This is a genomic window from Aggregicoccus sp. 17bor-14 (assembly GCF_009659535.1).
GTDB lineage: Bacteria > Myxococcota > Myxococcia > Myxococcales > Myxococcaceae > Aggregicoccus.
The window spans coordinates 93,570-118,572 of sequence record NZ_VJZZ01000005.1 but is presented as its reverse complement, the minus strand read 5'-3'; the positions used below and the strand labels follow the sequence as shown (position 1 = coordinate 118,572).

Genomic DNA, 25,003 nt, shown 5'->3' with positions numbered 1-25,003 from the left:
CTCTCGTCCCCGTCTTCAAACCAGCACCCGGAGTGCACTAGAAGACGGGACCCATGTCCCGTCCGCTCGGTGCCCTCCGCGTTTTGCTGCTCGCCGTCCCGGTGCTCCTCATCGCCTGCTCGGACACGAGCGAGGGCGTGCCCCAGGCCACGGGCTGTGCGAGCGCGGCGGACTGCGCGGAGCCCGGCGCGCTGTGCCTCGTCGGAGGCGTGTGCTGCACGCCCTCGCCCGAGGCCTGCGATGGCAAGGACAACGACTGCGACGGTCAGGTGGACGAGGGCTACGGCCTGCAGACGGACGCGCAGAACTGCGGGGCCTGCGGCCACGCGTGCGCGGGCGGCGAGGCCTGCGTGGCGGGCGCCTGCGTGGTGCGGCGCGAGCAGGCCTGCACCGGCGGCGCCGACGAGGACGGCGACGGGCTCGCCGACTGTGCGGACCCGGACTGCCAGGGGGCTTCCTGCGGCGAGGGCTGCCTCTGCGACGCCGGGGCGAAGCACGAGAGCGCGTGCCGCAACGGGCAGGACGACGACGGGGACGGCCTGAAGGACTGCGAGGACCCGGACTGCCCCGCCACCCACTGCGGCGAGCAGTGCGGCGAGGCTGCGGACTGCCCTGGCTCCGGCGCGGTGTGTGTGCTCCCGCAGGGCGGCGGCACGCCTGGCACCTGCTGCACTCCCAGCGCCGAGGTGTGCGACGGCGAGGACAACGACTGCGACGGCACGCCGGACAACCTCCCGGCCACGTCCTGCTACAGCGGCCCCCAGGAGACGCTGGACGTCGGGGTGTGCAAGGCGGGCACGAGCGTCTGCAACGGCACGGCCACCGTCTGCTCGGGCGAGGTGGTGCCCTCGGCGGAGCGCTGCAACCAGGCCGACGACGACTGCGACGGGCAGGTCGACGAGGGCTTCGACCTCCAGACGGACGTGAACAACTGTGGCAGCTGCGGCCACGCCTGTGCCGCCGGCGACCACTGCTCCGGCGGCGTCTGCTACGCGGCCACCGAGACCGCCTGCTTCGGCGGGGTGGACGAGGACGGCAACGGGCTCATCGACTGCGCGGACCCGGTCTGCAACAACCAGTCGTGCGGGGCAGGGTGCCTGTGCAGCGCCGGTGCGGCCCATGAGACGCAGTGCTCCGACGGCAGCGACAACGATCAGGACGCGAAGAAGGACTGCCTGGACCCGGACTGCAGCGGCCAGAGCTGCGGCACCGGCTGCGTGTGCGCGGGCACGGCACGCAAGGAGACCAACTGTGCCGATGGCGCCGACAACGACGGGGACGGCAAGCGGGACTGCGCGGACTCCGACTGCACGGGGCAGTCCTGCAACGGCACCGGCGGGCACTGCCAGGCCGCTGGCACCTGCAACTAGCGCCCGGAGGCCGCGAGCGAGGGGGTAGGTCTCGCTCCCACCTCATTTGGTGGCCGTGAACGTTTCCGGCGATCCGCAGGCCGGGGGTGGCTTCGCCCGCCGGGCCGGGGGTGTTATGTCCCGGAAGTGCGCTGGTGTAGGGGTGGGGCCCAGCGTCGCGACGAGGACACCCGGGAGGCGTGCCGCATTGCCTACCTCGGGGACGAGTGGAGAGCTTCCTGCCACATGCCTGCTGACGACATCGCCGGAACCGTCCTCTCCGGAGGACTCCTGCCCGAGGGCGCCGAGGGCGCCCCGTCCGGGCAGGCGGCGGCGCGTCCGGGCAACGTCCTGGTGGGCAGCGCCCCGGAGGGAAATGTCCTGGCCGGCAACGTCCTGGCCGGCGACGCCCTGACCGGCAACGCCCTGAAGGAGGCGGGCCTGGGCACCACGGCCAGCCGGGCGCCGGGGGGCAACGGGCTGCGCGAGGGCGAGCTGACGCCCCCCTCGGTGATCGCCGCGGACGCGGTGGAGCTGCCGCAGGTGCAGGTGGGGCAGGTGCTGGGCAGCTACCAGCTCGAGGCGCTGCTGGGCGAGGGCTCCATGGGCCAGGTGTTCCAGGCGCGCCACGTGCGGCTGGACCGGCAGGTGGCGCTCAAGGTGCTGCGGCCCAACCACACCCGCGACAACGCCTTCGTGCAGCGCTTCTTCCGCGAGGCGCAGGCGGTCAACCGCATCAGCCACGAGCACATCGTGGAGATCTTCGACTTCATCGAGGACCGGGCGGCCGGCTGCGTGTACTGCGTGATGGAGCTGCTGCGCGGCGAGAGCCTCGCGCAGCTGCTGGAGCGCGGGCCCCTGAGCCTCGAGCGCATCCAGCGCATCGGCGTGCAGGTGTGCGCGGCGCTGGAGGCGGCGCACCAGGTGGGCGTCGTCCACCGCGACATCAAGCCGGACAACCTCTTCATCAGCCAGCGCCCCGGCCAGCCGGACTTCGTGAAGGTGCTGGACTTCGGCGTGGCCAAGCTGCTGAGCACGCCGGACGTGCGCGGCACGCTGGACGGCACCATCATCGGCACGCCGGCCTACATGTCCCCGGAGCAGGCCGCGGGGCTCCCGGTGGATGCGCGCGCGGACATCTACGCGGTGGGCACGCTGCTGTACGAGATGCTCAGCGGCAAGCCGCCCTTCAGCGGCCAGTCCTTCGGGCAGCTGGTGGTGCAGGTCATCACCCAGCCGCCCCCGCCGCTGCCCGCGCGCCTCGCCTCGGGCGAGCCGCTGCCGCCCGCACTCGCGCGGCTGGTGATGCGCTGCCTCGCGAAGGAGCCGGAGCAGCGCCCCGGGCGCCTCGCCGAGGTGAGCTCCGGGCTGCTGGGCCTGCCGCCCGGCGCGCTGCCCACGAGCGAGCGCCCTACGGTGAAGATTCCGGCGCTGGGCCCGGTGAGCACGCGCACGCTGGGCTTCGCGGGCGCCGGTGCGGCGCTCGTGCTGCTCGCCCTCACCGGCGTGCTGCTGGGCAGCAGCGCTCCGGCGTCCACGCCCTCCGCGCACGCTGCGCCCGCGCCCGCGCCCGTCGCCGCCGCGCCCGCGCCGCAGGCGCCTCCGGTGCTGCTCACCGTGCGCTCCTTCCCGGAGGGCGCGGAGGTGGTGCGCACGGACACCGGCGAGGCGCTCGGCGTCACCCCGCTGGTGCGCGCGCTGCCGCGCACCGAGGGGCCCCTGGGCCTGCGCATCCGGCTCGCCGGCTACGTGCCGCTCGAGCGCAGCGTGGTGCTGCAGCAGGATGCGGAGCTGGTGCTGCCGCTGGCCAAGGCGCGCGGCGCCGCGGGTGCGCGCGTGCCCGCGCGCAAGCTGGCCGTCGAGCGCAGCAGCAGCCGCTGAGGCCCGGGCGGGCCGCCCGCTACTTGCGCGCGGTGCCGCTGCTGCTGCCGAGGCTCTGCACCACGCGCGCCGCGGCACGCTCGATGCGGGCGGCGAAGTCCTCGGCGCTGTGGAAGGTCATCCGCACCTCGCCCAGCTGCAGCGTGGCGCCGGAGACGAGCGGGCAGGGGGTGCCCGGCTGCAGCGGTGCGCCGTCCACGCTCGTCGGCCCCGCCTCCGCCACGCGCTCCGCCGTCCACTTGCCGCTCGCGTCCGCGCGCAGCACCAGGTGCTCGCGCGAGACGGTGGCGTCGTTGACCACCAGCTGGTTGTGCGAGGCGCGGCCCACGCTCAGGGAGCCCGCGCCCATCGCCTGCAGCAGCTCGAAGCACAGCGCGTCGTCGCCCACCGGGAGGCAGTCGCGCAGCTCCTCGGTGGGCAGCTGGGTGGCCGCCACGTTCTGCTCGCCGCCGTCGCTCACGTTCCACGCGCCCGGCTCCCACACCAGCCAGGGGTGCGGGTAGCGCGCGCGGAAGCGCTCCTTCAGCGCGAGCGATTGGCGCACGAGCAGCGAGTGGAGGAGGGCGCGCGTCATGTGGGAGCGGGACGAGGAGCGGGGGCTGTCGGAGGTGCGCAGGGAAGGGGGAACGTCTGGCGCGCAGGATGCCCCCCGGCGCGAGCGCGGGCAAGCGACTCTGCGCGTGAGGCGACGCGACCCCCGTCCGCGGGCCAGGGTCGGAGCCCGCACGGGCCGCTCATCAGAGGCTGCGGGCGATGGCGCGGGCGAGCCGCGCGGGCGCCTGCGGGTCGGCGAGGAGGAAGAGTTGGGGCTCGGTGGCCTCCAGCTCCTGCAGGCAGGGCCGCCCATCCAGGCCGGTGGCGAGGTCCACCCGCGCGTAGGCGAGCTCTTGCGCGCACGCGGCGAGCACCTGCTCGGCGAGCGCGAGCTCGGCCGGGTCCGGCGCGAGCGGGTGCGGCTCGGCGAAGGCGCGCGGCGCGCCGGGAAGCCCCGGGGGCCGGCGCACCGCGTGGCTGAAGCCGCCGCCGAGGAAGACGTAGGAGCGCTCGCCCTCGCGCTCGAAGGAGGGCAGGTAGGGCTGCACCATCAGCTCGCCGTGCGCGCGCAGCAGCTCCTCCTGCAGCGCCTGCGCGGAGGCGAGCTCCGTGCGCCGCAGCAGGTGCGTGCCCATGGCGCTCGCGGACACGCAGGGCTTGAGCACCAGCGCCTCCCAGCCCTCGCGCGCACACAGCGCCTGCAGGTCCTCGGCGCGGGAGAGCCAGTGCGTGGGCGTGACGCGCACGCCCGCGCGAGCGAGCGCGCGCAGGTAGCCCTTGTGGGTGTTCCACGCGAGCACGTCCGGCGGGTTGAGCAGGCGCGTGCGCGCGCCCACCCCGCGCGCCCAGTCGAGGAAGGCGTCGCGGCGCAGGTGGCTGTCCCACGCCGAGCGCACGACCACGGCGCGCGCCGCGCCCCAGTCCACCGAGGGGTCGTCCCAGATGGCGGCGGCCGCGCGCAGGCCCAGCGCCTCGAGCGCCGGCACCAGCGGCGCATCGTGCGCATCGAGCCCGGGCAGGCCCGACCAGGTGGCGAGCAGGATGTCGGGGCGCGTCCTCATGGAAGGCAGGCTTCGCGCGGGAGGCGCGCCGCGTCCAGGGCCACTCAGGGCGCCCAGGGCGGAGCCACCAGGCGCCGGCCGTCCGGCGTGCGCGGAGCCTCCGCGTCATCTGGCAGGCCGCGGGTGCGGTCCCACAGCTGGCAGGTGACGGCCTTGTGCGCCTGGTCCAGGCCCTCGCAGTAGTTGGTGAAGAGGCAGCGGCGCACGGCCTCGCCCTGGCCGAGCCGCACCTTGCGGAACCAGTCCGGGTCCGCGAGCGTCTGGCGCGCGGCGGCCACCGCGTCCGCCTCGCCGCGCGCGAGCACCTCTTCGGCCTGCCAGAAGCTCGCGATGCCGCCGCAGGCCACCACGGGCGTCTGCAGCCCGGCGTCGCGCACCGCCGCGCGCACCCGCGCCGCCAGCCCCACGTTGCGCCCGAAGGGGCCCGGCGGCCCGATGTTCGTGGTGGGCATGCACTCGGCGCCGCTCACCCCCGTGTAGGGGTAGGCCGCCTGGCCCACCTTGGGCTGGCGCGCGTCCTCGAACTTGCCGCCCTTGGAGAGCGAGAGGAAGTCCATGCCGGCGCGCGCGAAGGCCACGCCGTACGCGCACGCGTCCTCCACGCGGCTGCCGCCCTCGATGACCTCGTCGCCGAGGAAGCGGCAGCCCAGCGCGGCGCGGCTTCCCAGCTCGGCGCGCACGGCGCGGTACACCTCGAGCGGCAGGCGCAGGCGCCCCTCGAGGGTGCCGCCGTAGCCGTCCTCGCGGGTGTTGAGGCGCGAGAGGAAGCTCGCCATCGTGTACGCGTGGGCGAAGTGCAGCTCCACGCCGTCGAAGCCCGCCTCCAGCGCGCGGGCGGCCGCGGCGGCGAAGAGGCCGGGCAGCACCCGGGGCAGCTCGGCCACGTGCGGCAGGTGCACGTCCGTCACCCGCTCGCGCGCGCCGAAGCGGTAGGCCTCGCGCTCGCGCGCATCCAGCACCTGCTCCAGCTGCTTCTCGTCGAGCTGCAGCAGCGCCTCGCGCACCGAGGCCTCCGGCGCCTCGCGCAAGCCCGGCTCGCCGCGCACCTCGCCCAGGCGCGCGCGCAGGGCAGGGGAGGGCTGCAGGAAGCGGCCGAGGAAGGCCTCGCGCGTGGGGCGGCGGCGGATGGAGAGGAAGTCGATGATCTGCAGGAACAGCCGCGTGCGCCCGCCGCTCGCCTCGCGCACCGTCTCCACCAGGCGCTTGAGCCCGTCCACGTAGCGCGCGTGCCCCACGCGCAGCAGCGGCCCGCTCTTCACGTCGCGGATGCCCGTGGCCTCCACCACCAGCGCGCCGGGCTGTCCTTCCGCGAAGCGGCGGTACCACGCGAGCACCTCGGGGGTGACGAAGCCCTCCTCCGTCGCGCGCCAGGGCACCATCGCCGGCACCCAGGTGCGCTCCGCGAGCCGCACCGGCCCCACCTGCAGCGGGCTGAACCAGCGCGAGCGCTCCGCCTCCTCGCGCGTGGGCCAGCGCGAGACGGGCAGCAGCTTGGCGGTGCGGCGATCCATCGAGGCGTGTCTCCCTACATGTCGCTGCAGGTGGGTGGAGCGGGGTGGATCTGGGTCAGCGGTGACCGATTTGGTGATCTTGGCCTACTACAAGTACAACGTCGCCCAAATGTTGCTCAGCCTGCGCTTCGCACGTGGCATCTCGCGGCGCCCGATCTGGGCAATCCTCCCCTGAGGCGTACGCATGACACCCCGTAAGCATCCTCTCCTCGCCGCCCTCGGCGCAGGTCTGCTGCTCCTGGTCGCTGCGTGTAGTGGCGACGACACCACCCAACCCCAGCAGCAGGCCACCTGCGGCAACGGCAAGGTCGAGACGGGCGAGGCCTGTGACGACGGCAACAGCAACAACGCCGACGCCTGCCGCAACGACTGTACCCTGCCTCCTCCGCCCGCGGCGCGCTGTGGTGACGGGCACCTGGACTCCGGGGAGTCCTGCGACGACGGCAACACGGTCGATACCGACAGCTGCCGCAACGACTGCACCCTGCCGCCCCGCTGCGGCGACGGCCATGTGACGGCCGGCGAGCAGTGCGACGACGGCAACACGGTGAATACGGACGCGTGCAAGAACGACTGCACCCTGCCTCCGCCTCCCGCCACCTGCGGCAACGGCACCGTCGAGTCGGGCGAGGCCTGCGACGACGGCAACCAGGTGGACACCGACGCCTGCACCAACCAGTGCACCGTGCCGGCACCCCGCTGCGGCGATGGCAACGTGGACTCCGGTGAGGCATGCGACGACGGCAACACCGACGACACCGACGCGTGCCGCAACGACTGCACCGTGCCGCCGCGCTGCGGCGACGGGCGCGTGACGGCCGGCGAGCAGTGCGACGACGGCAACATGACCAACGGCGACGGCTGCGAGACCAGCTGCCAGGTCACCCCCATCCACAACGCCACGGTGTGCCCCGGCGCGAGCCTCGCGCCCCTCTCCAGCGGCGCCACCTGCGAGGTGACGCACGTGGGCGGCGCGGCGCGCCTCTACAGCGGCGTGGTGCTCAAGGACGGCGAGACGCTCGCGGGCGGCCAGGTGCTGGTCAGCGCCGAGGGCGTCATCACTTGCGCCGCGTGTGACTGCTCCGGCGCCGCGGGCGCCGCGGACGCGACCGTGGTGAGCTGCCCCCAGGGCGTCATCACCCCGGGCCTCATCAACGCGCACGACCACATCACCTACCAGAAGGCCCCGGGCATCGACGTGCCCACGGCCGAGCGCTACGAGCACCGCCACGACTGGCGCATCGGCGGCGCGGCGCACGACGGCCACAAGAAGCTGACCAGCGGCGCCAACGGCCAGGCGGACCTCATCCGCTGGGCGGAGCTGCGCCAGGTGATGGCGGGCACCACCTCGGTTGCCGGCAGCGGCGGCCAGGGCGGCTTCCTGCGCAACCTGGACAAGGTGAGCACCGCGTCCGGCACCACCGCGGACCAGGTGGGCCTGGGTGAGCCTGCGGCGTACTACCAGACCTTCCCGCTCGACGACTCCTCGGGTGCGGAGCAGACCTCGGGCTGCGCGTACGGCAACAGCCGCGACTTCTCCACGGACGTGCCCTACCTCGCGGCCTACCTGCCGCACGTGGGCGAGGGCATCGAGGAGTCCGCGCGCAACGAGTTCCGCTGCGTGCAGGGCACTCCGCTCACCAGCCTGCTCACCTCGCGCACCGCCGTCATCCACGGCATCGGCGTGACGGCGCAGGAGATTGGCCAGATGGCCTCGCACGGCACCGCCCTCATCTGGTCGCCGCGCTCCAACGTCTCGCTCTACGGCGACACCGCGATGGTGACCGCCTACACGAAGATGGGCGTCGAGGTCGCGCTGGGCACGGACTGGATCCAGTCCGGCTCCATGAACATGCTGCGCGAGCTGCAGTGCGCGGACTTCCTCAACAGCAGCTATTACGGGCACGCGCTCAGCGACGAGCAGCTGTGGCGCATGGCCACCGCGAACGCCGCGGACGCCACCGGCGTGAGCGAGAAGCTGGGCCGCATCGCCGAGGGGAAGGTGGCGGACCTCGCCATCTTCCGCCTCAACGCCTTCTACGCGAGCCCCCACCGCGCGGTGGTGGCCGCGAGCCCGGCGGACGTGGTGCTCACGGTGCGCGGCGGCAAGGCGCTCTACGGTGACTCGGCGCTCGTCTCCGGCCTCGCGCAGAACTGCGACACGGTGGACGTGTGCGGCACCTCGAAGTCCGCCTGCGTGCAGGGCGAGGTGAACCAGACGCTCGCCGCGATGACCACGGCGGCCACCACGACGTCCAACTCGGCGTTCGGCGCGGGCAGCCTCTACCCCCTCTTCTCCTGCGACCCGGTCCCGGCCAATGAGCCCACCTGCGTGCCCCAGCGCACCTCGACCGGCAGCCCGTTCCCGGCTGCCTCGCGCAACGGCTCCACGCTGTACAGCTCGGCGCGCGCCGCGGACGACACGGACGGCGACGCCATCGCGGACGCGGTGGACAACTGCCCCGCCGTCTTCAACCCCATCCGCCCCATGGACAACGGCAAGCAGGCCGACACGGACAACGACGGCGTGGGCGATGCCTGCGACGTTTGCCCGCTCGAGGCCGGCGTGACCACCTGCCAGGCCGCGAACCCCCAGGACCGCGACGGCGACGGCGTGGCGAACGCGGTGGACAACTGCCCCACGGACGCGAACGCGGACCAGGCGGACCGCGACGGCGACGGCAAGGGTGACGCGTGCGACGTGTGCCCCACCGCGAACCCTGGTGACCAGGCCTGCGCGACCATCGCCGTGGCCGTCACGGACGTGAACACCCAGCGCAACGGCGTGTGGCCGTACGTCGGCACCGGCGTCTCGCTCACGGACCTGGTGGTCACCGCGGCGACCGCGCCGGCCTCCGGCAAGTACAACGTGTACGCCCAGGCCGAGGCCGCGCCGAGCAGCGCGAGCGCCGCGCGCTCGGGGATCTACGTGTTCGGCATCACCCTCGGGACCGGCGAGACGCCGCTCGCGGTGGGTGACCGCTTCGACATCTCCAAGGCCACCGTCGCGCCCTTCTTCGGCCTGATGGAGCTGACGGGTGCGCAGGTGACCAACGTGCGCCGTGCGGCCGCCACCCCCGTGGCCGTGCCGGTGACCGTGGCCGAGCTGCAGGACCCCGTGCGCGCCACCCAGCTGGTGGGCGTGCTCGTGGAGGTCTCGGACGTGGTGGTGACCCAGAGCAACGGAAGCGACGAGTTCACGCTCGCGCCTCAGGGCTCTGCCGCGGGCACGGCCGGCGTGCGCATGGACGACGCGCTCTTCAACTACGCGAACCCCACCGTGGGCGCGGAGTTCCGCAAGGTGCGCGGCGTGCTGACCTACGGCTTCCTCAACTTCAAGGTGCTGCCGCGCAACGCGGGTGACCTGCTCGCGCCGCTGCCTGCCATTGCCAGCTTCGGGACGGCCGGCAACTACATCCGCGTGGGTGCCAACGGGGACACCTTCCCGCAGGCGCTCAGCGTCACGCTGGCCAACGCGTACGCCGAGGACGTGACCGTCTCGGTGGTCTCCTCCGACACGAACGCGCTCGGCGTGGCCAACAACGGCCAGGTCGTGATCATCGCGGGTCAGCTCAGTGCGACCGTGGCCCTCGAGCCGCTTGCGCCGGCCGACCACGTGGACCTCACGGCCACGCTCGGGAGCTCCAGCCAGAACACGAGCGTGCGCGTGCTGGGGGCGAACGAGCTGCCCACCACCATGACGCTCTCGCCCAACCCGGTCGTCAGCGCGGCCGGTGCGAAGGCGACTGTGACGGTCAGCTTCGACATCCCCGTCGCGGCGGGCACCGTGGTGCAGTTCGGCGTCGCGCCGGCGGACCTCGGCAGCTTCGCCAACGCCAGCCTCGAGGTGCCGCTCAATGCGACGAGCGCCACCATCGACCTGGACGTCTCCGCCGCTCCGAGCACCACCACCGGTACGGTGCACGCGCAGTTGGGAAGCCTCACCGCGGACACCGCGGTGCAGCTCACCACGGCGCTGCCGAAGCTCGACACGCTGAGCCCGGCGGGCCCCGTGACGGTGGCCTCGGCGGGGACCCAGGAGTTCACGGTGGCGCTGGACCTGCCTGCGCTCGCGGACCTGCACGTCACGCTGGCGGCGCAGCCCAGCGCCGACGGCGCGACCTTCGGGACCGTGCCTGCAAGCGTGATCATTCCCAAGGATGCGACCTCGGCGACCTTCACCTTCACCGCGGGCACCGTCAACGCCGACACGGCCGGCACGGTGACCGCGAGCCTCAACGGGGTGACGAAGACGGTGGACGTGCTCGTGCAGCGGCCGCCCGCGCGCATCGCGAGCATCTCGCCCACCAACGTGCGCGTGGCCCCCTCCGGCACGCAGGTGTTCACCGTCACGCTGGACCGCGCGGCCTCCGAGGGCGGCGCGACCTTCCCGGTCGCGCTCAGCCCGAGCTCGCTCGGCACGCTCGACAGCGCGGAGGTGAGCGTGGCGGCCGGTACGACCACCGGCACCGTCACCTTCACGGCGTCCGCCACGGAGGGCTTGGGCCAGGTCACCTTTGGCACGGGGGCGCAGGCCGTTTCGACAAACGTCACCGTCTCGGGCGCCCAGCCCGGCCGCGTGGTGATCAGCGAGTTCTCTGGCGGAACGTCCGCCTCGAGCACGGATGAGTTTGTGGAGCTCTACAACGCCGGTGACTTCGACGTGGTGCTCGATAACTGGAAGGTCCAGTACAAGAGCGCGACGGGTAGCTCCTTCTCCAGCACCTTCACCATCCCCGCGGGTAAGACGATCAAGGCTCACAGCTACTTCCTGCTGGGAGGTTCGACGTACTCCGGCGCAGCCGCGAAGGATGCCGGCTACACCTTCGACAGCAGCGCGAGCACCACGACCGGTGGACATATCCAAGTGCTCGACGCCAACGGCGCGGTGGTCGACCTCCTCGGGTGGGGGACTGCCAACGCTCCCGAGGGCGGCCCCGGCAACGCGGCTCCGTCGCACCCGGCGTCGGGCGGTAGCCTCGAGCGCAAGGCCTACGCGGGCTCTACCTCGGCCACGATGGCCGTGAACGGGTCGGACGAGTTCAAGGGCAACAGCACCGACACTGGGGTCAACAAGAACGACTTCGTCACCCGTGCCATCCGCCAGCCGCAGAACTCGGCGAGTGCCACCGAAGCTCCGTAATTCGCGGACAGCACCTGCCGGCTCCCGGGCCCGCAGGTGAAGGCGACGCCCCTGCACCGCTCCGGTGCGGGGGCGTCGTCGTTTCAGCACCCCGCTCTAGAGCTCACGCGAGCAGCGTGACCTTCACGATCTCCGGCGGCGCGCCCACGCGCACCGGCGGGCCCCAGAAGCCGGTGCCGCGGCTCACGTAGAGGTGACTGTCCCCCTCGTGGAACAGGCCCGCGGGGTACTGCCAGATGGCCGAGACCGCGAGCGTGAAGGGGAAGAACTGGCCGCCGTGGGTGTGGCCACTCAGCTGCAGTCCGATGCCCTTCGCCGCCGCCTCCTGCCAGCCCTTGGGCTGGTGGGCGAGCAGCACCGCCGCGCGTTCCGGATCGCGCCCTGCCACCGCGCGCTCCAGGTCGTAGTCCTGGCTCCAGTCGTCCACGCCTACCAGGTCCAGCGAGTCCTTCTCCTGACCCACGGTCACGTGGCGGTTGCGCAGCACGCCGATGCCCATGCGCTCGAGCGCCTGCGCCCACGCGACGTCGCCCGAGTAGTACTCGTGGTTGCCCGTGCAGAAGTACGTGCCGTAGCGCGTGCGCAGGTTCTGCAGCGCGGCCACGTGCGGCGCGAGCTCGCGAACGCTGCCGTCCACCAGGTCTCCCGTCACCACCACCAGGTCCGGGCGCAGGCCGTTGCACTGCTGCACCACCGCGTCCATGAAGCGGCGCTGCACCAGCGGCGCCACGTGGATGTCACTGAGTTGCAAGAGCGTGAGCCCGTCGAGTGCGCGCGGCAGCCCGCGCAGCCGCACCTGCACCTCGTTCACCACCGGCGGGCTGAAGGCGCGATAGGCCCCGTAGCCCGTGAAGCCTGCCGTGAGCGCCACTGCGGAGCCGGCCGTGACCTGCGCGAGGAACTCGCGGCGCTCGGCGGACACGGGTGCGGGCGGGGAGGGCGCACGCCGGCGCTGCAGCCACGCGCGCGCACGCTGCAGGCCGCCCAGCGCCGCAAGCGAGAGGACCAGGTACACGGCGACCGCCATCCACGCCCAGCCGAAGGAGGCGAGCGCTGCGCTCAGCGGCCCCTCCACGCTGCGCGAGAGCAGGCGGCCGAAGGGCATCGCGGTGAAGACGAGCCCGAGCGCGAGCAGCCCCGCGCGACGCCAGCGCTGGCTGCTCCCCGTGTCCCGCACGAGCCGGCGGTAGAGGTACACGTGGCCCGCCAGCGCGAGCAGGGTGGTGACGAGGAGGAAGAACGAAAGGCGCAGACCCATGGCTCCAATCCTTTCGGAGCGCGGGCACGGTGCAACCTCGATTGTGTGAAGAAGCCTGTGCGCGCGTCCCTCACCCCGACCCTCTCCCAGAGAGAGAGGGGACGGCTTCGCTCACTGGCTCCCTCTTTCAGGAGCCGGTGTGGGCGGCCTCGCGGTGGTGGCCCACCAGTTCCTCGAGCGCGTCGCGCAGGTGCGGGAACTGGAACGCGTAGCCCAGGGCGAGCGCCCGCTCGGGCACCACGCGCTGGCCCTCGAGCGCCGCGCTCGCCATCTCGCCGAAGGCCAGCTTCAGCGCGAAGGCCGGCACGTGCATCACGCTGGGCCGGTGCAGCACCTCGCCCAGCACGTGGGTGAACTGCGCGTTCGTCACCTGCTCGGGGGCCACGGCGTTGAGCGCGCCCTCCACCTCCGGGCGCTCGAGCGCGAGGAGCAAGAGCCCCAGCGCGTCCGCGCGGTGGATCCAAGGGAAGAACTGCTGCCCGCTGCCCAGCCTCCCGCCCGCGCCCACCTTGAATGTGGGCAGCACCTTGTGCAGCACGCCGCCCTCCGGGTGCAGCACCAGCCCGATGCGCACGCACGCGACCCGCACGCCCCACACCCGCGCTTTGAGCGCCTCGCCTTCCCATGCCCGGCACACGTCCGCGAGGAACCCTCGCCCCGGCGCGCTCGCCTCCGTGAGGGGCTCGGCGCCGCGGTCGCCGTAGTAGCCCACGGCGGACGCGCTCACGAGCGGGCCCTTCACCTTCGCCTCGGCCATCGCAGCCACCACCGCGCGCGTGCCCACCGCGCGGCTGTCGTAGATGCGCTGGCGCACCTCGCGCGTCCAGCGCTGGCTCACCGGCTCTCCGGCCAGGTGCACCACCGCGTCCACACCCTGCAGCGCCCCCACCTCCGCGCCCTGCAGCGCATCGAAGCGCGCCCCCGTCACCCCCGCCGGAAGCCGCGAGAGCGCGCGCGGCACGTCACGCGCGAGCACGTGCACGGCATGTCCGCGCTCGAGCAGCGCGCGCACGAGCTCGGGCCCGAGAAAGCCGCTCGCCCCGGTGAGCGCCACCCTCATGGCCAATCCTCCATCGACCGCCGCGTCCCGGAGCGGTCCGCGGGCGCGCGCTCCTCGGGCGCTGGGCGCGCAGCGGGGGGCGGCGCGGTGTGGACGGCCTCCGCCTGCTCCCCGAGGTCCCGGCCCACCAGCGCGCCGAGCACCGCGAAGAAGCGCTCGGTGTCCGCGGCGCTCAGCGCGCCCGAGGCGCGGAACACCTCCGCACCCTGGCGGTCCAGCAGCAGCACGGAGGAGGTGCGATCCGGCAGTCCCCAGGGCGCCTCGCCCAGCGCCCCCTGGAGGTCCACGAAGATGGGCACCCCGGCCTTCTTCTCCGCGTCGCGCACGAAGGAGAGCGCGATGCCGCGCGCCGGAAAGAAGTTGAAGGACTCCAGGTTCGCCACCGCCACCAGCGCCACGGCGTCGAGCGCGCCGCTCGCGCGCCCGCGCTCAAAGAGCGCCTCCTTCAGCGGCTGGTTCAGCTGCACCGAGTGGCGATCCTCGTAGATGAGGACGACCGGGCGGCCGCGCCAGCGCGACAGCTGCACCGGCTGCCCGTCGGAGCGTTGGAGCCGGGCATCGGGCATGGCCCTCCGGGCGGAGTCCACCGGGACCGTGGGCTTCGTACCTTCCCGGGCGGGGCCCTCCGCCGCCACCGCCCCCGCCGCCAGCCCCCAGCCGAGGGTCAGCGCCGTCACCGTGCTGCGTGGGCTCCGCATGCGGCCCTCCTTTGCGCAAACGTGGAACAGGGGTTATACATAGCCTTGACAATGCTTCGACGCAATCGTTAGCTCTGTCCCGCTGGCCCCGCACTGGAGCGCCCCATGGCTGTCTCGACCTCTCCGCAGCCTCTCGAAGGGACGCCCCCGGCCCTGCCGCCCGTGCACAGCTGGCTGCTGCACGTGCAGGCGCAGGTGGAGGAGGCCCTGGACGAGGTGCTGCACCTGCCGGACGAGGAGTGCCTCGATCCGCGCTGGGCGGGGGCGCTCGCGCAGGTGCGCAGCTATGCCCTGCGCCCGGCGAAGCGCCTGCGGCCCGCGCTGCTGGTGGCGGGCTACGCGCTCGCGCGCGACGACGGGCAGGTGCCCCCGGGGCTGTGGCGCTTCGCGGCGGCGCTCGAGCTGCTGCACACCTTCCTCCTCATCCACGACGACGTGGCGGACCGCGCGGACCTGCGCCGCGGCGGGCCTGCCCTGCACAGGATGTTGGCGCCCGGTCGCGCCGGGGAGGACCTGGCCGTGGTGCTGGGCGACCACCTCTTCGCCCGCTCGCTGGAGGTGATGCTCTCCTCGGGGCTGCCGGGCGCGGCGCGCACCAGCCGCTACTACCTGGGCGTGTGCCGGCACACGGCCGCGGGCCAGTACCTGGACCTGGACCTCGGCCGGCTGCCGCTCGCGCACGTGGGGCTGTGGCGCACGCTGAAGGTGGCCCACCTGAAGACGGCCCGCTACGGCTTCTGCGCGCCGCTGGTGTGCGGCGCGATGCTCGCGGGCGCGGCGAGCCCGCTCGAGGGCCGCGCGCTGCTCGCCTCGCTCGAGCGCGTGGGGCGCCAGGTGGGCCGCGCCTACCAGCTGCGCGACGACCTGCTCGGCCTCTTCGGGGACGCGAGCCTCAGCGGCAAGCCGGGGGAGGGGGACTTCCAGCAGGGCAAGCGCACCTACCCGGTGGTGGCGGCGTACGTGCGCGCGAGCGCGCCCGAGCGCGCCGAGCTCGAGCGGCTGTGGGCGCTGCCCGCCGAGGAGAAGGACGCGGAGGCGCTCGCGCGGGCGCGCGGCCTGGTGGAGAAGTGCGGCGGGCTCGCCGCGTGCGAGCGCGCGGTGGCGCTCGCGAGCCGCAGCGGCCAGCGCACCCTGGAGCGCCTGCCCGAGGCGGGCGGGATGCGGCAGCTGCTCACCGAGCTGGTGGGCCGGCTCGCCCGGCGCGTGGCGTGAGGACCTGAGGCCATGAGCGCACCGGGCACAGCGAAGCGGACGAAGGGCGAGGCACCCACCGCGCTGGTGGTGGGCGCGGGCGTGGGCGGGCTCGCCGCGGCGGCGCGGCTCGCGCGCCAGGGCTTCCGGGTGCGCGTGCACGAGAAGACGGGCGGGCCCGGCGGCCGCTGCGGGCAGCTCGCGCTGGGCGGCTTCCGCTTCGACCTGGGCCCCACCATCGTGCTGATGCCCGAGGTGTTCGAGGAGACCTTCCGCGCCCTGGGCCGCAGGCTCGAGGACTACCTCACGCTCGAGCGCTGCGAGCCCAACTACCGCATCCACTACCGGGACGGCTCCGACATCACCTTCACCTCCGAGCTCACCGCGATGGGGCGGGAGCTCGAGCGCATCGAGCCCGGCAGCTTCCAGCGCTACCTCGCCTTCCTCGCGCAGGGGCGCACCCAGTACGAGGTGAGCCTCGCGCACTTCGTGGGGCGCGACTTCACGTCGGTGCTCGACTATCTGCGCCCCGCGATGCTGCGCAACATCCTCAAGGTGCGCGCGCACCGGCGCGCCTATGCCGAGGTGAGCCGCTTCTTCCAGGACGAGCGGCTGCGCGCGGCGCTCACCTTCCAGACGATGTACCTGGGGGTGAGCCCCTTCCACTGCCCCGCGGTGTACGCGCTCCTGCCCTTCACCGAGCTGGGCGTGGGGGTGTGGTTTCCGAAGGGCGGCCTCTACGCCATTCCCCTCGCGCTGGAGAGGGTGGCGCGCGAGGAGGGCGTGAGCCTGCACTACGAGAGCCCCGTGGAGCGCATCCTCACGGAAGGGGGGCGCGCGGTGGGCGTGCGGCTCGCGGGAGGCCGCGAGGAGCGCGCGGACCTGGTGCTGTGCAACGCGGACCTCCCGTACGCGTACGAGCGGCTGCTGGACCCCGCGGCCACGCGCCTGAAGGCGCCCGAGAAGCTGCGCTACACCTCGAGCGGGCTGCTCTTCTACTGGGGCCTCGAGCGCCGCGTGCCGGGGCTCGGTCACCACACGGTGTTCCTCGGCCGCGGCTACCGCCAGAGCTTCGAGGACATCTTCGAGCGCTTCCGCGTGCCCGAGGACCCGAGCTTCTACGTGAACGTGCCCTGCCGCACCGACCCCTCGCTCGCCCCGGAGGGGCAGGACGGGCTCTACGTGCTGGTGCCGGTGCCGCACCAGAAGGAGGGCCAGAGCCCGGACTGGCGCACCGAGGCGCCGCGGGTGCGCGCGCAGGTGCTCGCGCGGCTCGCCGAGGAGGGCTTCCCCCTGGCCGAGGAGGACCTCGCCTACGAGCGCATCCTCACCCCGGACGACTGGGTGGGCACCTTCAACCTCGCGCGCGGCAGCGCCTTCGGGCTCGCGCAGAACTTCTTCCAGGTGGGCCCCTTCCGCCCGGCGAACGAGGACCCGAACGTGAGCGGCCTCTTCTTCGTGGGCGCGAGCACCCGGCCTGGCACGGGGCTTCCCACGGTGCTCATCTCCGCGCGCCTCGCGGCAGAGCGCGTGGCGGCCTGGGCCCGGCGCACCGGGCTCGCGCCCGCGCAGGCCCCCCTTCCCACAGCAGCAACGGCGGCGGCAGCAGCCGTGGAGGACGCGGCGTGAACGAGTGGCAGGACATGCGCCGGGTGCGCCAGGGCTTCCGCCGCGCGAAGGCGGTGACGCGCGCGCACGCGAAGAGCTTCTTCTTCGCGAGCTATCTGCTCTTCGGCCTGCGCCGCAAGGCGGCCTTCGCGCTCTACGCCTTCTGCCGCCGGCTCGACGACATGGTGGACGAGGGGGACGGGGTGGACCTGCCCGAGCGCCTCGCCCGCGCGCGCCAGCGCGTGGCCGAGGTGTACCTGCCCTTGCCCGAGCTCGCCGCGCCCACGCTGGAGAGCCCCGCGCAGCGGCTCGTGTCCGCCCAGGCGCAGAGCCCCTGGGACGCAGGGGAGCTCGCCGCGCTCGAGTACTGCATCCGCCACTACCGCATCCCCGAGCAGCCCTTCCAGGACCTCATCTCCGGCATGGAGATGGACCTCACCCGCTCGCGCTACGCCTCGTGGGAGGAGCTGGAGCTGTACTGCTACCGGGTGGCCGGGGTGGTGGGGCTGATGCTCACCCCGGTGCTGGGCTGCGCGGACCCCGAGGCCTCGCGCCCCGCCGCGGACCTGGGGCTCGCGATGCAGCTGACCAACATCCTGCGCGACGTGCGCGAGGACCTCGAGCGCGGCCGCGTGTACCTGCCCCAGGACGAGCTCGCGCACTTCGGCCTGAGCGAGGAGGACCTGCAGGCGGGCCGGGTGGACGAGCGCTGGCGCGCCTTCATGCGCCACCAGGTCGCGCGCGCCCGCGGCCTCTACGCGCGCGCCGCCCGCGGCGTGCCCCTGCTCACTGGCGCGGGCAGCCGCCCCATGGTGCGGCTGATGGGCGCGCTGTACGGGGACATCCTGCGCGACATCGAGCGGCGCGACTACGACGTCTTCTCCGCGCGCGCCCACACCACGGGCTCGCGCAAGCTCGCGCTCGCGGCGGGCACGCTGCTCGCCCCGCGCTCGGCCCTGCCCGAGGCCGCGCTGCCCGCGCCGCTGCTGCCCTCCGGAGGTGCGCCGTGAGCGCCGCGCGCCGCATCGCCGTGGTGGGCGGCGGCCTGGGCGGGCTCACCGCCGCGGGCCTGCTCGCGCGCGAGGGCCACGCTGTCACGCTCTACGAGGGCACGGATCGGCTCGGCGGCAAGGCGCAGGCGGTGACGCTCGAGGGGCTCACCCTGGACCTGGGCCCCACGCTGCTCACCCTGCCGCACCTGGTGAAGGACACCTTCGCGCAGCTGGACGCGCTGGACCTGCTGCCCCCCTTCACCGAGCTGGAGCCGCAGTGCAGCTACCACTTCGCGGACGGGTGCGGCTTCACCGCCTGGCGCGACGTGGAGAAGAGCGCCGAGAGCGCGTACGAGCTGCGCCCCAGCGAGGCGAAGGGCATCCGGTCGTTCTATGCGGAGGCCGCGGCGCTCTACCGCGCCGCGGGCGAGCCCTACCTCGAGGCCCCCTTCGAGGGCATGGCCGGCTTCATGGCGCGCGTCGCCCGGCGGGGCATGGGCGCGGTGGCCACCGGCGTGCGCATGGGCACGCTGGACGAGCTGGCGCGCGCGCACTTCAAGACGGAGCACCTGCGCCAGTTCGTGGGCCGCTTCGCCACCTACGCGGGTGCCTCGCCGTACGAGACGAGCAGCGCCTTCGCGCTCATCCCGCACATCGAGCGCGCCTACGGGGTGCACCACGTCCAGGGCGGCATCGGCGCGCTGGTGGACGCGCTCGCCCGGGCCGTGATGCGCGCCGGCGTGCAGGTGCGCCTGGGGCAGCGCGCCCGCTTCGAGCGCGAGCCGCGCGGAGGCTACCGCGTGGGCCCGGTGGGGGAGGCCGAGCCCTACGACGCGGTGGTGGTGAACGCGGATCCGCTGCAGGCCCTGCAGCGCAGCGAGCCGCTCGCGCTCTCCGGCTACGTGATGCTGCTGGGCGTGGAGGGACGCGCGGCGCTGCCCCACCACAGCGTGCTCTTCGGCGCGGACTACCGGCGCGAGTTCGCCCAGCTCTTCGACGGCGAGCTCGCCGACGACCCCACCGTGTACGTGTGCCACCCGGCCGCGAGCGACCCCACGGTGGCGCCCGCGAACCGCAGCGGCCTCTTCGTGATGGTGAACGCGCCCGCGCTGCCGCAGGGGCTCGCCGCCCAGGACGCGGCCCTCAACGCCTGGGGCGCGCACGCGGAGGCCGTGCAGGGGCAGATGCTCGAGAAGCTGCTCACCCACTTTCCCGCGCTCAAGGGACGGCTCAAGCTGCTGGGCACGCGCGGCCCCGTGGACTTCGCGAAGCAGGGCGCCCCGGGCGGCTCCATCTACGGCTTCCTGCCGCACGGGCGCTTCGGGCCCTTCCGCCGCCCGCGCATCCGCGGCAGCACCCCGGGCCTCTTCTTCGCCGGCGGCGGCACCCACCCGGGTGGCGGCGTGCCGCTGGTGATGCTCTCCGGCCGCTTCGCCGCGCAGCTCGCGGGCGAGCACCTGCGGAGAGGCGCATGAGGGCCTGCCTCCCGCCCCTGCCGGAGCTGCCGCGCGCGGCCGGCGCCTACCGCTGGTTCTACGCGGACGTGAGCGCGGGGGACTACAGCGCGGTGTGCATCTTCATGCTGGGCAGCCTCTTCAGCCCCCGCTACGCGGTGCGCGCCTCGCGCGGCGGGCTGCCGCTCGAGCACTGCGCGGTGAACTTCGCCCTCTACCACCGCGGCCAGCGCCGCTGCTGGGTGCTGAGCGAGTACCCGCAGGCGCGCGTGAGCGGCGGCACGCACCTCGCCATCGGGCGCTCGCAGCTGGTGCGCGAGCCGGACGGCAGCGTGCGCATGGAGGTGGACGAGCGCAGCGCGCCGTGGGGCCGCCCCGTGCGCGCGCAGCTGCGGCTCGAGCCCCTCACGCCCCCGGGCGAGGAGGTGCGGCTGGTGGAGGGGCTGCCGCACGCGTGGCAGGCGCTCGCCCCGCGCGCCCGCGCCCGGCTGCAGGTGGACGGGCTGGAGCTCGAGGGCCTCGGCTACCACGACACGAACCACGGCGAGGAGCCGCTGGGACGCAGGCTGCAGCGCTGGGCCTGGACCCGCACCCACCTCGAGGACCGCACCCTCGTGGACTACCGCCTGCCGGACGGCACGCTCGCGCTGCGCCTGGATGCGAGCGAGCGGGGCGTGAGCCTCGAGCGCCACGCGGCGCCGGGCGACGGCCGCACCGGCCTCACCGGCTGGGGCCTGCGCGTGCCGCGGCAGCTGCACGGGGGCGAGGCGGTCAGCCCGCGCCTGCTGGAGAGCAGCCCCTTCTACGCGCGGGTGGAGGCGCGGGGGCAGGGCGTGGACGCGCTGGGCGAGGTGGCCGACTTCCGCCGCTTCCACTCACCCTTCATCCGCTGGATGGCGCACTTCCGCACCCGCGTGGAGCGTGCCGCGTGAGCGGGGTCCTGCTGCTCTCCTGCCTCTGGGCGCTCGCCGCGGCGCTGTTCAGCGCGGTGGCGCTGCTGCGGCTGCGCGCGCAGGCCTCCGGTGCACGGGCGCCCGGGGAGCCGCCCCCGGTGCTGCTCCTGCGCCCGGTGGATGCGCCCACGCCCGCCGAGCTGCGCGCGCTCGTGCACCCGGTGGACTACGCGGGCGCGCTGGAGCAGGTGGTGCTCAGCCCCGAGCCCCCCGGCGTGCCGCTGCCGCAGGGGATGCGCTGGCTCGCCTCGGAGCCGCTCACCCCCAACCGCAAGGTGGGCCACCTGCAGCACGCGCTGCGGGTGCTGCGCCCCTCATCGGATGGGGGGCGGGTGGTGCTCGCGGTGGATGCCGACGTGGCCGTGACGGGCGCGCTGGTGGAGGCGCTGGCCCGGCCGGTGGCTGCGGGGGCCCCGCTGTGCAGCGCGGCCTGGACGCCCGTGGCAGCGGCCGGTCCCCGGGGCGTGGGAGGGCTCGCGCTCGAGGGGCTGCTGCGCCACACGCACCACAGCTTCCACGCCCTGCACGCGATGAGCGCCGGCGCGCCTGCCATCTCGGGCAAGGCGCTCGCGCTCTCCCCCGAGGCGATGGCGCTCCTTCCCGGCCTGGGCGAGCACATCGGGGAGGACCTGGAGCTCTCGAGCCGCCTGCACGCGCGCGGACTTCGCCCTGCGCTCGCCCCGGCCGTCGCCCGGGTTCCGCTGCTCGACCCGCTCGCCCTGCGCCCCGCGCTCGCGCGCATCTCGCGCTGGATGCAGGTGCTGCGCAGCCACCGCCCCGCGCTCTACCCCACGGTGCCCCTGCTCTTCGCGCCCACCCCCGTGCTGCTGCTGCTCGCGCTGCTGCTCGATGCGGCGCCGCTCTGGCTCGCGCTGCTCCCGCTCGGGGCCGTGCGCTGCGCGCTCTCGCTGCGGCTCGGCCAGCTCAGCGGGGAGGGGGAGCGCGGGGGCATGAGGGCCTTCGGGTGGCTCGCCGGAGAGGGGCTGCTGCTCGCGGCCTTCGTGGACTCGCTGCTGCGCGGGGGACGGGTCACCTGGCGCGGGCGCCGCTTCCAGCTGTCGGCCGGGGGGCGGATGCGGCCGCTGGCGACGGGGGCTCCCGAGGCTGCGCACGCTCCGGTGGGAGACGCCCGATGACGCTCACCTACGCGCGCTTCCTCGCGCTCTTCGTCTGCGTGCCGGTGCTCGCGCTCGCGTGGCGCTACCGGCGCGTGCTGGACCGGCGCGCGCTCGCGCCGCTGTGGCTGCTCTTGCCGGTGGTCTACGTGGCCACCACGCCGTGGGACAACTACGCGGTGGCGCGCGGGCTGTGGGGCTTCGCGCGCGCGCAGACCTGGGGCGTGTTCGTGGGCTACCTGCCGCTCGAGGAGTACCTCTTCTTCGGGCTGCAGACGCTGCTCGTCGGGCTGTGGGCGCGCGCGCGGCTCGCGCGGGCCCTGGGAGAGCAGCGCCCATGATGGACACCCGCTACGCCTACCTCGTGCACCTGCTGGGCTGGGGGCTGCCCGTGCTCGCGCTGCAGCTCGCGGCGCTCGCCTCGCACTACCGCGCCCGCACGGGGCGGGTGCTGCGCGCGGTGCTGCCGCCGGCGCTCGCGGTGGGCACCTACCTGAGCGCGGCGGACCACGTGGCCATCCGCCGCGGCATCTGGGTGTTCGGAGACGCGCGCCACGTGGGCGTCTACGTGGGCGCGGTGCCGCTCGAGGAGGTGCTCTTCTTCTTCGTCACCAGCCTGCTGGTGGCCCTCGGCATCGCGCTGTTCACCGCGCTGCTGGAGGTGCGCCAGGCGCCTTCGCGGGGAGGCGCGCGATGATCCCCGCGCGAAAGGGCGGCCCCGCGGGCTGGGTGCTGGACCGCTACGTGGGCCACAAGGTGCGCGGCGCCTTCCGCGGCCTCTGGGTGCAGGGCGAGCCCCTGCCGCCGCCCACCCGCGCGCGGCTCGTCTACATGAACCACTGCAGCTGGTGGGACGGCTTCATGCTGCACCAGCTCGCGAAGAGCGCCGGCTGGGACGCGTACGCACTGATGGAGGAGCAGAACCTGCGCCGCTACCCCTTCCTCGCGCGGCTGGGGGCCTTCAGCGTGCGGCGCGGCGAGGGTGCGAGCGCGCTGGAGAGCCTGCGCTACGCGAAGGCGCTCTTCTCCCGGCCCCGCACGGCCGTCTTCGTCTTCCCCGAGGGCGAGCAGCGCCCCTTCGGCGGCGGCCCCCTGCGCCTGGAGGGCGGGGTGGCGCTGCTCGCGCGGGCGGCCGGCGCCGAGTGCCTGCCGGTGGCCGTGCGCTACGTCCTCCTCGAGCACGAGCGCCCGGACATCCTGCTGGACGTGGGCAGGGCGCACCCGCCTGCGCCGCTCGCGCACTTCGAGCGCGCGCTGCAGGGGGGCGTGGACCGCCTCTCGGCCGCGAGCAGCACCGCGGGCTTCCGCCTGCAGGTGGCCGGCGCGCGCGGGGTGGCCGAGCGCTGGGATGCCGTCCGTGGGCGCAGCGCCCGCGGGGAGGCGCGCGCGTGACGCTGCGCATCCGCACCATCGCCCGCCTCACGGGCATCCGCGAGGCCACGCTGCGCGCGTGGGAGCGCCGCTACGGCTTCCCCCGCCCGCACCGCAGCGAGAACAACTACCGCGTGTACGGCCGCGAGGAGGTGGAGGGGGTGCGGCGCGTGGCGCGCCTCATCGAGGAGGGCCTGAGCGCGAGCGAGGCCATCGCCCAGGTGCGCACCACGCCCCTGCGCACCCTGCCCGTGCGCGAGCAGCTCGCCGAGCGCTTCTGGAGCGCGGTGGCGGTGATGGACGCGGAAGGGGCGGAGGCCGTGCTGGAGGAGGGGCTCTCCGGGATGGACGCGCTCGCCGCCTGCGACGAGGTGCTGATGCCGCTGCTGCGCGAGATGAGCAGCCGGCTGGACGTGGCGCGCGAGCACCTGGCCAGCGCCCTCATCCGCACCCGGCTGCGCGCCCTGCTGCACGCCGAGGCCGGCCCCCGGGCGCCCGCGGGCCCCCGGGCGGTGCTCGCATGTGCGCCTCTGGACCACCACGAGGGAGGGCTGCTCGCGCTCGCCCTGCACCTCAAGCGCGAGGGCTGGCGCCTCACCCTGCTGGGCGCGGACACGCCCGCCGAGGCGCTGCGCAGCGCCTGCGCCCAGCTGCACCCGGACGTGGTGGCGCTCTCCTGCGTGCGCCGCCGGGACGCCGAGGAGCTGCTGCCCCTGCTGCAGGCGGCCGTGGCTGCCTGCTCGCCCGTCCCCGTGGTGGTGGGGGGGCCGGCGGCCCGCGAGCAGCTGCGCGCGGTGTTCGCCGCCGGGGCCCAGTACGCCGACTCGGCAGGCGAGCTGCGCGCCCTGCTTCCGCAGTTGCGCGCGGCGCACCCCCAGCCGTAAACAGGACCGGACCGGCACCGTCCCGGGACTGTCCATGGCCGAGCGCACCTACCGCATTCATGTCGCAGCCGAGCTCTCGGGGGTTCGCCAGGAGCTCATCCGTGCTTGGGAGCGCCGCCACCAGGTGCTCTCCCCCCAGCGCAACGCCGCGGGCTACCGCGTCTACACCGACCAGGACGTGGCGCTGCTGCGCCGCCTGAAGCAGCTCACCGAGGAGGGCGTCTCCATCAGCGAGGCCGCCCGGCTGCTGCCCCAGCTGCGCGAGGAGCTCGCCCAGCGCGAGAGCGCCCCCACCCCGGGGGCGAACGGGGACGCGGGCGCCGAGGCCTGGCGGCGCGCCGTGCTCGCCGCGGCGGAGGCGTGGGACCAGGCGCGCGTCTCGCGCATCCTCGACGAGGCCTTCGCGGCCCTGAGCCCGCTGCGCGCCTGCGCGGACGTGCTCATGCCCCTGCAGCAGGAGGTGGGCACGCGCTGGGAGGAGGGGCGGCTGTCCATCGGCCAGGAGCACCTGGTGACGCAGGTGGTGCGCGCGCGCCTCGTGGGCCTGCTGCACGCGGCGCCCTCCTACGGCAGCGCGCGCGCGGTGCTCGCGTGCTTCCCCGAGGAGCAGCACGAGCTGGGGCTGCTGGGCGCGGCGGTGCAGCTGCACCACGCGGGCTACCGCGTGACGGTGCTCGGCCAGCGCACGCCGCTCGCGGAGCTGGCCCGCGTGGCGCGCCACCTGGGCGCGCAGCGGGTGGGGCTCTCGTGCGTGCACGACCCGGGCGCGGAGGCCTTCACGCGCACGCTGGAGGAGCTGCGCACGCTGCTGCCCCGCGGCCCCGAGACGCCGCAGCTGTGGGTGGGCGGGCGCGCCGCGCAGCGCCACGCGGAGGCGTGCGCCGCGGCGGACGTGCGCCTCTTCCGCGGCGCGGACGACTGGGCCCAGCTCGCGGGCTAG

At 74.4% G+C, this 25,003-nt stretch carries 20 protein-coding genes; 14 read left to right on the top strand and 6 right to left on the bottom strand.

Annotated elements, in window-relative coordinates; all coding sequences use genetic code 11:
• The first annotated feature begins 53 nt into the window (after positions 1–53).
• Both FGE12_RS11455 and FGE12_RS11450 read left to right on the top strand, forming a co-directional pair.
• The gene (locus FGE12_RS11455) at positions 54–1,370 is read left to right on the top strand and encodes a MopE-related protein (RefSeq protein WP_153866464.1); all 1,317 of its coding nucleotides are present in this window, start codon (positions 54–56) and stop codon (positions 1,368–1,370) included.
• A 225-nt stretch (positions 1,371–1,595) separates the two neighbouring features.
• Positions 1,596–3,230, top strand: coding sequence for a serine/threonine-protein kinase (locus FGE12_RS11450; protein WP_153866463.1), 1,635 nt, complete (start codon positions 1,596–1,598; stop codon positions 3,228–3,230).
• A gap of 19 nt (positions 3,231–3,249) precedes the next feature.
• Here the strand turns inward: FGE12_RS11450 and FGE12_RS11445 are convergent, their stop codons facing one another.
• The 3 genes from FGE12_RS11445 to FGE12_RS11435 form a co-directional block, all read right to left on the bottom strand.
• The gene (locus FGE12_RS11445; protein ID WP_153866462.1) at positions 3,250–3,804 is read right to left on the bottom strand and encodes an FHA domain-containing protein; all 555 of its coding nucleotides are present in this window, start codon (positions 3,802–3,804) and stop codon (positions 3,250–3,252) included.
• Positions 3,805–3,967: 163 nt separating this feature from the next.
• Positions 3,968–4,825, bottom strand: a complete 858-nt coding sequence (locus FGE12_RS11440) for a RimK family alpha-L-glutamate ligase (protein WP_153866461.1) — start codon at positions 4,823–4,825, stop codon at positions 3,968–3,970.
• A 44-nt stretch (positions 4,826–4,869) separates the two neighbouring features.
• Positions 4,870–6,336: an NADH:flavin oxidoreductase gene (locus FGE12_RS11435; RefSeq protein ID WP_153866460.1), complete on the bottom strand. Its 1,467-nt coding sequence runs from the start codon at positions 6,334–6,336 to the stop codon at positions 4,870–4,872.
• A 184-nt stretch (positions 6,337–6,520) separates the two neighbouring features.
• Between FGE12_RS11435 and FGE12_RS30285 the strand changes: the two genes are divergently transcribed.
• Positions 6,521–11,479 carry a DUF4215 domain-containing protein gene (locus FGE12_RS30285; protein ID WP_228530744.1) on the top strand — a complete coding sequence of 1,653 codons (4,959 nt, stop codon included), beginning with the start codon at positions 6,521–6,523 and terminating at the stop codon, positions 11,477–11,479.
• Between the two features lie 103 nt (positions 11,480–11,582).
• Here FGE12_RS30285 and FGE12_RS11400 read toward each other — a convergent pair whose 3' ends face one another.
• The 3 genes from FGE12_RS11400 to FGE12_RS11390 all read right to left on the bottom strand — a co-directional run bounded on the left by FGE12_RS11400 (position 11,583) and on the right by FGE12_RS11390 (position 14,495).
• Positions 11,583–12,737: a metallophosphoesterase gene (locus FGE12_RS11400; RefSeq protein ID WP_153866459.1), complete on the bottom strand. Its 1,155-nt coding sequence runs from the start codon at positions 12,735–12,737 to the stop codon at positions 11,583–11,585.
• Positions 12,738–12,864: 127 nt separating this feature from the next.
• Entirely contained in the window at positions 12,865–13,797 is a 933-nt protein-coding gene (locus FGE12_RS11395; protein WP_153866458.1) for a TIGR01777 family oxidoreductase, read from the bottom strand.
• Positions 13,794–14,495, bottom strand: coding sequence for a hypothetical protein (locus tag FGE12_RS11390; protein WP_194797799.1), 702 nt, complete (start codon positions 14,493–14,495; stop codon positions 13,794–13,796). Before FGE12_RS11390 ends, FGE12_RS11395 begins: the two co-directional genes overlap by 4 nt.
• 105 nt (positions 14,496–14,600) lie before the next feature.
• Between FGE12_RS11390 and FGE12_RS11385 the strand changes: the two genes are divergently transcribed.
• From FGE12_RS11385 to FGE12_RS11335, 11 genes are read left to right on the top strand one after another with little or no spacing between them, the layout of a single operon-like run.
• Positions 14,601–15,707, top strand: a complete 1,107-nt coding sequence (locus FGE12_RS11385; RefSeq protein ID WP_153866457.1) for a polyprenyl synthetase family protein — start codon at positions 14,601–14,603, stop codon at positions 15,705–15,707.
• Positions 15,708–15,719: 12 nt separating this feature from the next.
• Positions 15,720–17,315, top strand: a complete 1,596-nt coding sequence (locus FGE12_RS11380; protein ID WP_153866456.1) for an NAD(P)/FAD-dependent oxidoreductase — start codon at positions 15,720–15,722, stop codon at positions 17,313–17,315.
• Between the two features lie 14 nt (positions 17,316–17,329).
• Positions 17,330–18,304 (top strand): squalene/phytoene synthase family protein, encoded by a 975-nt coding sequence (locus FGE12_RS11375; protein WP_153866712.1) that lies wholly within the window; start codon positions 17,330–17,332, stop codon positions 18,302–18,304.
• Complete coding sequence (locus tag FGE12_RS11370; protein ID WP_194797798.1) at positions 18,301–19,761, top strand: phytoene desaturase family protein; 1,461 nt, start codon at positions 18,301–18,303, stop codon at positions 19,759–19,761. Before FGE12_RS11375 ends, FGE12_RS11370 begins: the two co-directional genes overlap by 4 nt.
• Positions 19,758–20,672: a carotenoid 1,2-hydratase gene (locus FGE12_RS11365; RefSeq protein WP_153866455.1), complete on the top strand. Its 915-nt coding sequence runs from the start codon at positions 19,758–19,760 to the stop codon at positions 20,670–20,672. Before FGE12_RS11370 ends, FGE12_RS11365 begins: the two co-directional genes overlap by 4 nt.
• Complete coding sequence (locus FGE12_RS11360; protein ID WP_194797797.1) at positions 20,669–21,829, top strand: glycosyltransferase; 1,161 nt, start codon at positions 20,669–20,671, stop codon at positions 21,827–21,829. Before FGE12_RS11365 ends, FGE12_RS11360 begins: the two co-directional genes overlap by 4 nt.
• Positions 21,826–22,149 carry a lycopene cyclase domain-containing protein gene (locus tag FGE12_RS11355; RefSeq protein ID WP_153866454.1) on the top strand — a complete coding sequence of 108 codons (324 nt, stop codon included), beginning with the start codon at positions 21,826–21,828 and terminating at the stop codon, positions 22,147–22,149. The genes FGE12_RS11360 and FGE12_RS11355 overlap by 4 nt, the downstream gene beginning before the upstream one ends.
• Complete coding sequence (locus tag FGE12_RS11350; protein ID WP_153866453.1) at positions 22,146–22,505, top strand: lycopene cyclase domain-containing protein; 360 nt, start codon at positions 22,146–22,148, stop codon at positions 22,503–22,505. The genes FGE12_RS11355 and FGE12_RS11350 overlap by 4 nt, the downstream gene beginning before the upstream one ends.
• A complete protein-coding gene (locus FGE12_RS11345) occupies positions 22,502–23,200 on the top strand; it encodes a lysophospholipid acyltransferase family protein (RefSeq protein ID WP_153866452.1) in 699 nt (232 codons plus the stop codon). The genes FGE12_RS11350 and FGE12_RS11345 overlap by 4 nt, the downstream gene beginning before the upstream one ends.
• The gene (locus tag FGE12_RS11340; protein ID WP_194797796.1) at positions 23,197–24,063 is read left to right on the top strand and encodes a cobalamin-dependent protein; all 867 of its coding nucleotides are present in this window, start codon (positions 23,197–23,199) and stop codon (positions 24,061–24,063) included. The genes FGE12_RS11345 and FGE12_RS11340 overlap by 4 nt, the downstream gene beginning before the upstream one ends.
• A 34-nt stretch (positions 24,064–24,097) precedes the next feature.
• Positions 24,098–25,003 (top strand): MerR family transcriptional regulator, encoded by a 906-nt coding sequence (locus FGE12_RS11335; protein WP_153866451.1) that lies wholly within the window; start codon positions 24,098–24,100, stop codon positions 25,001–25,003.